This is a genomic window from Fulvivirga lutimaris (assembly GCF_009711525.1).
GTDB classification, from domain to species: Bacteria; Bacteroidota; Bacteroidia; order Cytophagales; family Cyclobacteriaceae; genus Fulvivirga; species Fulvivirga lutimaris.
This window is the reverse complement of sequence record NZ_SMLV01000116.1, coordinates 1-630: the sequence shown is the minus strand read 5'-3', so window position 1 is coordinate 630 and position 630 is coordinate 1. Positions and strand designations below refer to the sequence as shown.

Sequence of the window (630 nt, the reverse complement as noted above, 5' to 3'; positions counted from 1 at the left end):
ATGAAGAGGAAGATGCATCAGGTGAAAATTTCATCTCTGGTGCCGGCTCTGCTTATTTTTTTAATAATCCACCAGAAATTAATATCAAAACAGGCAGTACTACCATAGCTTCCTCTGGTGAATATGACTTTGGAAACATTGATGTGAATGGCATTTCATCAGATATTGTTTTTAGTATCGAAAACACAGGAGTTGGAGACTTGTTTCTGGCAGGTTCATCTGGTGCTTATGTTGTGTTAAATGGTACAAATGCAGATCAGTTTTCAGTAGTTCAAACAAATGTTACTTCTCCCATTGTAGCAAGCAGCAATAATACGTTTACTGTCACGTTCTCTCCTACAAGTGGAGGAGTTAAGACTGCCAAAATGACCATTACCAGTAATGATATAGATGAGGCAACTTATACTATTAATCTATTGGGTACGGGAGTAAGGCTAAGCCAAAGCATCACTTTCGATGCCTTAGCAGCCAAAACAGTTGGGAATGCTGATTTTGATTTAAGTGCTACTGCAAGCTCAGGTCTTGCAGTTACCTATACAAGTTCAGATGTTTCGGTCGCTACAGTTTCAGGTAATATCGTGACTGTAGTAGGCGCTGGCTCTACTGAAATCACTGCTTCTCAAGCAGGTA

The 630-nt window shown here is 39.8% G+C and carries 1 protein-coding gene; it reads left to right on the top strand.

The window, feature by feature from the left end; genetic code table 11:
* The coding region (locus E1140_RS00550) for a choice-of-anchor D domain-containing protein (protein ID WP_221412595.1) at positions 1–630 on the top strand (630 nt) is incomplete at both ends.